Origin of the sequence: Vibrio sp. OPT46 (assembly GCF_015163535.1) — a bacterium.
GTDB classification, from domain to species: domain Bacteria; phylum Pseudomonadota; class Gammaproteobacteria; order Enterobacterales; family Vibrionaceae; genus Vibrio; species Vibrio alginolyticus.
The window spans coordinates 1-223 of record NZ_JADDYG010000795.1 but is presented as its reverse complement, the minus strand read 5'-3'; the positions used below and the strand labels follow the sequence as shown (position 1 = coordinate 223).

The 223-nt window shown below is 40.4% G+C and carries 1 protein-coding gene; it reads left to right on the top strand.

What is annotated here, in order from left to right:
- Positions 1–45: 45 nt before the first annotated feature.
- A partial coding sequence (locus IQR33_RS27830; RefSeq protein ID WP_416222701.1) for a carboxymuconolactone decarboxylase family protein occupies positions 46–223 on the top strand: 178 nt, incomplete at its 3' end.

The window sequence follows — 223 nt, the reverse complement described above, 5'->3', positions numbered from 1 at the left end:
CTAACGATTAAGGTGTGTTTACGTTTATTCACTAGGAACATACCGATGGAACAATCACGCTTTAACAAAGGATTAGAACTACTCTCTCAAATTGATGGCGACGCTGGTCATAATGTCATCGAAACCTTACAAGATATTTGTCCAGATTTAGCTCAGTACACCATTGAGTATCCGTTTGGCGATATTTATGCTCGCCCGGGCTTAGACCTAAAATCGAGAGAAA